The 10067-nt window shown below is 72.7% G+C and carries 6 protein-coding genes; 2 read left to right on the plus strand and 4 right to left on the minus strand.

Annotated elements, in window-relative coordinates; all coding sequences use genetic code 11:
* Positions 1 to 61 precede the first annotated feature (61 nt).
* Positions 62 to 2200, minus strand: coding sequence for an elongation factor G (fusA, locus tag OHS33_RS01640; protein WP_330328565.1), 2139 nt, complete (start codon positions 2198 to 2200; stop codon positions 62 to 64).
* A gap of 474 nt (positions 2201 to 2674) precedes the next feature.
* Between fusA and OHS33_RS01645 the strand changes: the two genes are divergently transcribed.
* Complete coding sequence (locus OHS33_RS01645; RefSeq protein WP_330328566.1) at positions 2675 to 5332, plus strand: SpoIIE family protein phosphatase; 2658 nt, start codon at positions 2675 to 2677, stop codon at positions 5330 to 5332.
* Between the two features lie 74 nt (positions 5333 to 5406).
* Here OHS33_RS01645 and OHS33_RS01650 read toward each other — a convergent pair whose 3' ends face one another.
* Positions 5407 to 5787, minus strand: a complete 381-nt coding sequence (locus OHS33_RS01650; RefSeq protein WP_330328567.1) for a peptidase inhibitor family I36 protein — start codon at positions 5785 to 5787, stop codon at positions 5407 to 5409.
* A gap of 230 nt (positions 5788 to 6017) precedes the next feature.
* Positions 6018 to 7442 (minus strand): FAD-dependent monooxygenase, encoded by a 1425-nt coding sequence (locus tag OHS33_RS01655; protein ID WP_330328568.1) that lies wholly within the window; start codon positions 7440 to 7442, stop codon positions 6018 to 6020.
* A gap of 319 nt (positions 7443 to 7761) precedes the next feature.
* Between OHS33_RS01655 and OHS33_RS01660 the strand changes: the two genes are divergently transcribed.
* On the plus strand, positions 7762 to 9126 hold the full coding sequence (locus OHS33_RS01660) for an FAD-dependent oxidoreductase (protein ID WP_330328569.1): 1365 nt from the start codon (positions 7762 to 7764) through the stop codon (positions 9124 to 9126).
* A 112-nt stretch (positions 9127 to 9238) separates the two neighbouring features.
* Here the strand turns inward: OHS33_RS01660 and OHS33_RS01665 are convergent, their stop codons facing one another.
* A complete protein-coding gene (locus OHS33_RS01665; RefSeq protein WP_330328570.1) occupies positions 9239 to 10012 on the minus strand; it encodes an ABC transporter ATP-binding protein in 774 nt (257 codons plus the stop codon).
* Between the last annotated feature and the right edge of the window lie 55 nt (positions 10013 to 10067).

The raw sequence follows: 10067 nt of genomic DNA on the forward strand, positions 1-10067 counted from the left end.
CCGACCCGGGACGCCCCCCGTTCCCCCGCCCGTCGGGGCGGGCGGGGGAACGGATGGATCGCTAAGCGGACAGCACCTGGTCGCGCACCGCCGCGGGCACCGGGGCGTACCCCGTGGGCCGGGAGGTGAAGGTGCCCCGGCCCTGGGTCCGGCCGCGCAGCCGTGACGCGTAGCCGAAGAGTTCGGCCAGCGGCACCCCGGCCGTGACGGTCGCGGTCCCGGTCCGCGTGACCGAGCCGGAGACCCGGCCGCGCCGCGCCGCCAGGTCACCGAGCACGCTGCCGAGCGCGTCCTCGGGAACCGTGACCACGACCTCGGCCACCGGTTCCAGCAGTTCCATCACGGCGGCCCGCAGCGCCTCGCGCAGCGCGAACCGGCCCGCCGCCCGGAACGCGAGTTCCGAGGAGTCCTTGGGGTGCGTCGCCCCGTCGGTCAGCGTCACCCGCAGCCCGGTCACCGGATGGCCGCCGAGGGGACCCTCGGCGAGCGCGTCCCGGCACCCGGCCTCCACCGCGCGGACGTACTCCTGCGGCACCCGGCCGCCGACGACCGCCGAGCGGAAGACGAGCCCGGCGTCGCCGTCACTGTGGTCACGGTCCGCCTCGTCCAGCGGCTCGACATCGATCACCACATGGGCGAACTGACCCGCGCCGCCGTCCTGTTTGACGTGCCGGTGGACCAGCCCGGACACCCCTTCGGCCACCGTCTCCCGGTAGGCCACGCGGGGCCTGCCGACATCGACGAGCAGGCCGTGGGCGCGCCGGAGCTTCTCCACCGCCACCTCCAGGTGCAGCTCCCCCAGACCCGACAGCAGCGTCTGGCCGGTCTCCCGGTCCGTCCGCACCGCCAGCGAGGGATCCTCCTCGACCAGCCGGCCGAGCGCCGCCGACAGCCGCCCGGTGTCCGCGGCGCCGCGCGCCTCGACCGCCACCGACACCACCGGTGCGGCGACCGTCGGCGGTTCGAGGACGAGCGGTGCGCCCGGAGCGCACAGGGTGGCACCGGCGCGGGCGGTCTTGAGCCCGACGACGGCCACGATGTCCCCGGCCACGGCCGTGTCGACCTCGGCGTGCCGGTCGGCCTGCACGCGCAGGATCCGGCCGATGCGTTCGGTCCGGCCCGCCGTCGTGTCCAGCACGGTGTCCCCCTTCCTCATCGTTCCCGAGTAGACGCGCAGGCAGGTCAGCCGCCCGGTCGCCGTCGCGTTCACCTTGAAGGCCAGCGCGGCGAACGGCGCCGCCGGGTCGGCGGCGCGTTCCTCCACCGCTCCGTCGAGCGTGCCCCGCACGGGCGGTACGTCCGCCGGTGAGGGCAGGTAGGCCAGTACGGCGTCGAGCAGCGGCTCGACGGCGCGGTCGCGGTACGCCGATCCGCACAGCACGACCACGCCCGCGCCCGCGTGGGTCAGCTCGCGCAGTGCGCCGGCCAGCGTGGCCGGGGTGAGCGCCGAGGTGGCGCAGTACTCCTCCAGGGCGGCCGGGTGCAGCTCCGCCACCTGCTCCTCCAGCAGGCGGCGGCGCCGCAGCGCCTCCTCGCGCAGGCCGTCGGGCACGGCGACGTCCTCGAACGGCCGCGGTCCGGCGCCGCCGCTCCAGATCAGCGCGCGCATCCGTACGAGGTCCACGACGCCCGTGAAGGCGCTCTCCCGCCCGATGGGCAGCTGGACGACCAGCGGGACGACGTGGAGCCGCTCGCGCAGCGACGCGACGGCCGCGTCGAGGTCGGCGCCGACGCGGTCCATCTTGTTGACGAACGCGAGGCGCGGAACCCGGTGGCGGTCGGCCTGGCGCCACACGGACTCGCTCTGCGGTTCGACGCCCGCGACGGCGTCGAAGACCGCGACCGCCCCGTCGAGCACGCGCAGGGAGCGTTCCACCTCGTCGGAGAAGTCGACGTGTCCCGGTGTGTCGATGAGGTTGATCCGGTGGCCGTTCCAGGTGCAGCTGACCGCCGCCGCGAAGATGGTGATCCCGCGGTCGCGTTCCTGCGGGTCGAAGTCGGTGACGGTCGTGCCGTCATGGACCTCGCCCCGTTTGTGGGTGGCGCCGGTGGCGTAGAGGACCCGTTCCGTGAGGGTGGTCTTTCCGGCGTCGACGTGGGCCAGGATGCCGAGGTTGCGGATCGTGGCGGTGGTCGCGGTGGTGGTCGTGCCGGTGGTGGTCGTGCCGGTGGTGGTCGTGGTGGTGGGTTCGGTGCGCATGGCCCGAGGCCTTTCCTGGGTGTACGGCAAGGGGGCTGCGCGAATGCCGGGCACGGCGTCGGAATCGGCCCGCGGGCACACCGCGGGACCGGATCACCGGCTGGCGGGGAGGAAACCTGCACCCGTCGCCCGGACCTCCGGTGACGGCCGCGCAGCCGTCACCGGGAAACCGAGGACACCAAGATCACGTCGTACCGCGACCGGGGAGCGAGGACAGTGGTGTGCTCACACATGGCCCGGCTCCCCTCGTTCGGTGGATCGACGAAACGCGCACCGCGATCTCGTGGCGGCACAGTGGCGAGTGTAGGGAGCCCGCCCGGGCACGGCACCGCAATTTCCGCCCGCCGGGACGCGCCCGGCGCGCACCGGGCGCGCACATGGCCGCGCCGGATCGGCCGTCAGCCGTACCCCGGGGCCCCGGCAGTGCTACAAAGGGTTGGTGGCCCATCCTTGCAACCCGTACCGGGGACGTCGGTGCGGTCACTGACCCGGAACCGCCCGCGCAGCGTCGCCCGACAGGTATTCGTCCTCCAGGTGGCGATCGTGGTGCTGCTCGCGGCGGGCGCGGTGCTGGCCCTGCTGCTCCAGTCCCGGCGCGATGTCGACCGCGAGGCCCGCAACCGCTCGGTGGCGGTCGCCCAGACCTTCGCCCACGCGCCCGGACTGCGCGAGGCGCTGCGCTCCGCCGACCCCTCGAAGATCCTCCAGCCCCTCACCGAGGTCACCCGCCGGGAGGCGGGGGTGGACTTCATCGTCGTGATGGACACCCACGGGATCCGCTACACCCACCCCCTCCCCGACCGGATCGGGAAACGGTTCGTCGGCACGATCGAGCCCTCCCTGGCGGGCCGGGTGCACACCGAGAGTGTCCAGGGGCCCCTGGGCAAGGAGATCCAGGCCGTGGTGCCGGTCCTCGCCGACGGCGACAGCGGCCCGGTCGTGGGCCTGGTGTCGGCCGGGCTCACGGTCAACAACGTCACCGGCGTCTTCGACCGGCAGCTCCCCGTGATCCTCGGCGCGAGCGCGGCGGGCCTCGCCCTGGCCACCGCCGGGGCGGCGCTGATCAGCAGGCGCCTGCGACGGCAGACCCACGGGCTGGGCCCGCTCGAAATGACGCGCATGTACGAGCACCACGACGCCGTGCTGCACGCGGTGCGCGAAGGCGTCCTGATCACCGACGGCGGCGGCCGGCTGCTGCTCGCGAACGACGAGGCGAAACGGCTGCTGCGGCTGCCGCCCGATGCCGAGGGGCAGCTCGTCGGGCAGCTTCCGCTCGACGGTCCGCTGGCCGCCCTCCTGCTGTCCGGCCGGGTCGCCACCGACGAGGTGCACGAGGCCGGGGAGCGGCTGCTGGTGATCAACCAGCGGCCGACGCGCCCCGGGGGCGGCCCCGAGGGCGCGGCGGTCACCATCCGCGACTCCACCGAGATGCAGGTCCTGAGCACCCGCGCCGAGGCCGTGCGCAGGCGGCTGAAACTGCTGTACGACGCCGGCGTGGGCGTCGGCACCACCCTGGACGTGGAGCAGACCGCCCAGGAGCTGGCCGATGTCGCCGTACCCCGCTTCGCCGACTTCGCGACCGTGGAGCTCGCGGAGGCGGTGCTGCACGGGGACGAGCCCGCTTACGCGACGCCGGACCTGCGGCGCACCGGGTTCAGCGGGATCCGGGACGACGTCCCGCTCTACCCGCGCGGCAAGCTGATCGACTTCGCCGCGACCACACCACAGGCCCGGGGCCTGACCACCGGGCGGGCCGAGCTGATCCCGCACCTCGCCGACGCGTCCGGCTGGTACGCGCAGGACCCGGCGCGGGCGCAGGCCATCCTCGACTACGGGGTCCACTCCCTGATCACGGCGCCGCTCAAGGCCCGTGGCGTGGTCCTCGGCCTGGTCAACTTCTGGCGCTCGGAGAAGCCCGACCCCTTCGACGAGGAGGACCTGTCGCTGGCGGAGGAACTCGTGGCCCGGGCCGGGATCACCGTCGACAACGCGCGCCGCTACACCCGTGAACACGCCCTGGCCGTGACCCTCCAGCGCAGTCTGCTGCCGCGGGAGCTGCCCGAGCAGAACGCCGTCGAGGTGGCCCACTTCTACCTGCCCGCGCAGTCCGGTGTGGGCGGCGACTGGTTCGACGTGATCCCGCTGCCCGGCAGCCGGGTGGCGCTGGTGGTCGGTGACGTCGTCGGCCACGGGCTGCACGCCGCGGCGGCCATGGGCCGGCTGCGTACGGCCGTACTCAACTTCTCCTCCCTCGACCTGCCTCCCGACGAGCTGCTGTCCCGGCTCGACGACCTTGTGCAGTACATCGGCCAGGGCGGTGAGGGCGGAGCCGACACCGGGCTGCTCGGGGCGACCTGCCTGTACGCGGTGTACGACGCGGTGAACCAGCGCTGCACGGTGGCGCGGGCGGGGCACATGCCGCCGGTGCTGGTGCACCCCGACGGCACCGTGGAGATCCCGGAGCTGCCCGCGGGCGCGCCGCTGGGGCTGGGCGGGTTCCCCTTCGAGGCGACGGAGCTGCAGCTGAGCGAGGGCACCCAGCTGGTGCTGTACACCGACGGCCTGATCGAGGACCGCGCCCGGGACATCGACCAGGGGCTCGACCTGCTCCGGGCGGCCCTGTCCCATGCCGATCCGCAGTCGCGGCCGCAGGACACCTGCCGGGCGGTCCTCAAGGCGCTGCTGCCGGCGCGGCCCCGCGATGACGTGGCCCTGCTGGTCGCCCGGACGTCGGCGCTGGCCGCGGACCGCATCGCCGAGTGGGAGGTGCCGTTCCACGCGAGCGCGGTGGCCTCCATGCGGGCCCTCGCCGTGGCGCAGCTGGCGGACTGGGGCCTGTCCGAGCTGTCCTTCGGCACGGAACTGGTGCTGAGCGAGCTGATCACCAACGCCATCCGGCACGGCGCGGAGCCGGTCCGGGTACGGCTGCTGTTCGACCGGGTGCTGACCTGCGAGGTGTTCGACGCCAGCAGCAGCTCGCCCCGGCTGCACTACGCCACCACGACGGACGAGGGCGGCCGCGGGCTGTTCCTGGTCGCCCAGCTGAGCCGCCGCTGGGGTGCGCGGTACACGCCCGAGGGCAAGGTCATCTGGTCGGAGCAGCCGCTGCCCGGTCCCGCGCAGGACGGCTGACGGCCGGGCCCCTCACCGGGACCCGGCCGCATATTTTGTCATTCAATACCGAATTACCGAACGGTCGTCATGGGTCATTGCGGCTTGAAGGACCGGATCTGATAACTCCCCTGGAGATTTCCGCTGCCCCCGGAGGGTGTCGATCCGACGCGGTTGTTGTAATTGGTTCCGGTGTAGTACTGCTTCCGCTGCCCGGTGCTGTTGGCGACGGACTTGACGTTCGAACCGCTGCGGATGAAGCTGCAGTCGTCGGCGGTGTTGGCGCGCTGGGCGCTCTGCCACTGGCAGCGCGTCCCGGTGCCGTCCCAGCCGCTGTAGATGCAGAACCAGCCGGTGGAACAGTTGTACGCGGTCGGGGCGGGCGGCGCAGCGGGGGCCGCGACGGCGGCGGGGGCCGTGCCGAGGGCCGCCACGAGGGCCAGGGACGCCATGACGAGGGGACGGGCGATGCGCATGATGAGAATGATCCCTCTTCCATTTCGTGGGGAATGTTCCAGGGAATGTCCCGCGGAATGCTCCGCGGATCTCCTGCATCATGCGGGCGCTCGCGGCTGTGTGCCCAGGGCCCCTTTCGGGAAAGCGTCGCATTCGCGCCGACCCCGTATCCAGCGGAAAACCCCCGGACCTGCCGCTCAGGCGGGTCCGGGGATTCCCGTTCCGTCCAAAAACCTATCCGCCATCCGGGTCAGCCCCGGGTCAGCGCCTGGGCGACGACCTTGCGGAACACGGCCGGGTGGAAGAGCGTGGCGGGCGAGGCCACCATGTTGACGACCCCGACGAACCGGGTCCAGACCCGCGGGTCGCGGGCGGACACCGCGAAGAGGTGCTTGTTGTACCAGTGGGCGATCCGGGCCGGGAGCGGCTGGCCGTCGCGGTTCCACATCAGGTCGGAATTGCTCGACAGGGTCCACGGAGCGACCAGCAGGCGGGCGACCCGCCCCTGGTACCTCCGGCTCAGTCCGTCCAGTCCGCGACCCTTGACCCGCAGTTCGCTCAGCATCCCCTGGAGCAGTTCGGCCTCCATCGCGGCCACGGTCAGCCCCTGGCCGTAGACCGGGTTGAACACGCAGACCGAGTCGCCCACCGCGAGCAGGCGTTCGGGCCAGGCCTTGCTCTGGTGGTACAGGTTCCACTGGTTGTTGACATTGACGTAGCGGTGGACGGATTCGGGGCGGTCGCGCTGTTCGATCTGCCCGGCGAGGTGGGGATTGCCCAGGGTGCGGGCGAAGCCGAGGTATCCCTCGTCATCGGTGGGCGGTGCCTCCTCGCCGTACCCGAACAGGGAGCACATCCAGCGCTCGTTCTCGACGGCGAGGATGACCCCGCCGCGGGAGACGCCGGGGGCGAACATCATCTGGTAGGCGATGTCGAAGTCGGGCGGGTTCTTCTCCGGCCGGTCGAAGCTCATCGAGGTGTAGGTGATCTTCGCCTTCACCACGCGCTTCTCGGGGACGGCCACGCCCAGTTCGGCGAGCCGGCGGTCCAGTCCGCCGGAGCGGCCCGAGGCGTCGACCACCAGGTCCGCGTCCAGCGCGACGCTCTCCCCCGGCGCCTCCCCGGCCGCTTCGGCCGCCCCGTCGGCGGCTCCGTCGACCGTCCCGTCCGCGGCCCCGTCCGCGATCCGGTACGTGACGCGGCTTACGGCGCCGGGGCGGCCCATCACCAGGCTCTCGCACCGGGCGGAGGGCACCAGCCGCACCCCGGGCAGGGCCAGCACCCGCCGCCGCAGGCGGCGTTCGAGTTCGGCCCGGGTGAACGACTGGACCCTGACCCCCGTCCGGCAGCGCGGGGCGAGCCCGGCGGGCAGCAGGAAGTCGATGCGCTCCCCGTAGTCGAAGACGGGCGCGCCGAGTTCCTCCATCTCGGCGCGCAGCCCCGGGAAGAGCGTCTCCAGGACCTGCGAGCCCTTGGCCAGCACGGCGTGGGCGTGGTAGCCCTGCGGCGCGTGCGGATGGGTGCCGGTGTCCCCGTCCACCGCGTCCCGCTCCAGGATCACGACCTCGCGGAAGTGATCCGCCAGTACGCGGGCCGTCACCAGCCCCGCGTGCCCCCCGCCGACCACCACTGCCGTACCCCACCGGGCGCCTCGCGTGCGCGTGCGTTTCCCCATGATCGCCTCCCTCTCCGTCGGCTTGTTACCCGACGGCTACACCGGGTAACCCGCACGGGCGGGGGGCCGGGGAGCGCGCCCGCACCCCGTTGCGCCGTCACTCCTTCGTCACGCGATGCCCTTGCCCGTGAGCTCGTACACGTCGCGCGGAGATTGTGTCACTTACTGCCATTTGCTTATGTCTGACATTCTTGTTTGGATTTTGGCGGCGGGTCATAAGCGCGAGTTATGGACCCATAGATCGCCACCGGCTACCGGGGACCCGTCGAGCGAGCTTGTCTCGAACCATCCGCCCCCGTTGCCTGGAGGAACGTCTCGTATGTCCCGCCCCATCCGTGTAGCGATCGTCGGCGCCGGTCCGGCCGGCATCTACGCCGCCGACGCCCTCCTGAAGTCCGACGCGGCCCAGGCCCCGGGGGTCTCCATCGACCTGTTCGAGCGGATGCCCGCCCCGTTCGGGCTCATCCGCTACGGCGTGGCGCCGGACCACCCGCGGATCAAGGGCATCGTGACCGCACTGCACCAGGTGCTCGACAAGCCCCAGATACGCCTGTTCGGCAATGTGGACTACCCGGGCGACTTCGGCCTGGACGAGCTGCACCGGTTCTACGACGCCGTGGTCTTCGCCACCGGCGCGACGGCGGACCGGGCCCTGGACCTGCCCGGCACCGAGCTGGACGGGTCCTACGGCGCCGCGGACTTCGTCTCCTGGTACGACGGCCACCCGGACGTCCCGCGCACCTGGCCGCTGGAGGCCGAGAAGGTCGCCGTCCTCGGGGTGGGCAACGTGGCCCTGGACGTCGCCCGGATCCTGGCGAAGACCGCCGACGAGCTGCTGCCCACCGAGATCCCGCCGAACGTGCACGCCGGGCTGGGCCGGAACAAGGCCGTCGAGGTCCACGTCTTCGGCCGCCGCGGCCCCGCGCAGGCCAAGTTCAGCCCCATGGAGCTGCGGGAGCTGGACCACTCCCCCACCATCGAGGTCATCGTCAACCCCGAGGACATCGACTACGACGAGGGCTCGATCGCCACCCGCCGCGCCAACAAGCAGGCCAACATGGTCGCCTCCACCCTGGAGAACTGGGCGATCCGCGACCCCGGCACCCGGCCCCACAAGCTCTTCCTGCACTTCTTCGAGTCCCCCGAGGAGATCCTCGGCGCGGACGGGCGCGTGGCCGGGCTGCGCACCGAGCGCACCGAACTCGACGGCACCGGGAACGTCCGCGGCACCGGGCGGTTCACCGACTGGGACGTCCAGGCCGTCTACCGGGCGATCGGCTACTACTCGGACGAGCTGCCCAAGCTGCCCTTCGACCCGCTGTCGGGCACCGTCCCGCACGAGGCGGGCCGCGTGCTGGACGCCGACGGCACCCACCAGAGCGCCGTCTACGTCACCGGCTGGATCAAGCGCGGCCCGGTGGGGCTCATCGGCCACACCAAGGGCGACGCCAACGAGACCGTCGCCTGCCTCCTCGACGACCACGCCGCGGGCCGCCTCCCCGGCGCGGCCGACCCGGAGCCGGACGCGGTGACGTCCTTCCTGGAGGAGCGCGGCGTCCGCTACACGACGTGGGACGGCTGGCACCGGCTCGACGCGCACGAGCGGGCGCTGGGCGCGGCGGAGGGCCGCGAGCGCGTCAAGGTCGTCGAGCGCGACGACATGCTCCGCCACAGCGGCGCCTGATCCGCGCCAACGCGACAACCGGAATCCCGGGGCGGGCGCGGACGGCCGGCGCGACGGCGGATGGTGACCGGCGACGGTGACCCGGGGGCGGAGCGGACGGACGCCCGGCCGCTCAGGCGTGCGCGGCCGCGCCCGCCGCCGAGCCGCCGCCCGCGAGTGCCTCCTCCCGCGCCTCCTCACCGGCCTCCATCACCCGGCCGTCGCGCATCTCCACGACCCGGTCCGCGAGGTCCATCAGGGCCGGGTCGTGGGTGGCGACCAGCACCGTCACCCCTTCGCTGCGCACCACGGCGCGCAGCAGCTCCATGATCGCGTGGCCGGTCTCGGAGTCGAGCTGCCCGGTCGGCTCGTCGGCGATGATCAGGTCGGGGTCGTTGGCCAACGCCCTGGCCACAGCGACGCGTTGCTGCTGTCCGCCGGAGAGTTCGCCCGGCCGCTGCGCCGCGTGGTCCGCGAGGCCGACCAGCGCGAGCAGGGTGCGTACACGCTCCTCCCGCTGTGCGGCCGGGACCTTGCGCAGCCGCATCGGCACCCCGACGTTCTCGGCCGCGGTCAGCACCGGTATCAGGCCGAAGGACTGGAACACGAAGCCGATGCGCTCGCGGCGCAGCGCGAGCAGGCCGCGCTCGTCGAGGCCGGTCAGGTCGGTGCCGTCGAGGCGGATCGTGCCGGAGGTCGGGGCGTCGAGACCGCCGACCAGGTTCAGCAGGGTCGTCTTACCGGAACCGGAACGTCCCTTCAGCGCGGTGAGTTCACCCCGGCGCAGGGTGAAGGAGACTCCGCGCAGGGCCTGTACGGCCTGCTCCCCGGTGCCGAAGCTGCGGTGCACGTCGTCGACCACCACCATCGGAGTCGCATCGCTCTGGTCCTGCGCGGTCGTGGTCATGCCCATGGGTCCCCCAAGGTGGTTGTCGATATCCGCATTTGCTCATCCCTTTCTC

Origin of the sequence: Streptomyces sp. NBC_00536 (assembly GCF_036346295.1) — a bacterium.
Taxonomy (GTDB): Bacteria; Actinomycetota; Actinomycetes; order Streptomycetales; family Streptomycetaceae; genus Streptomyces.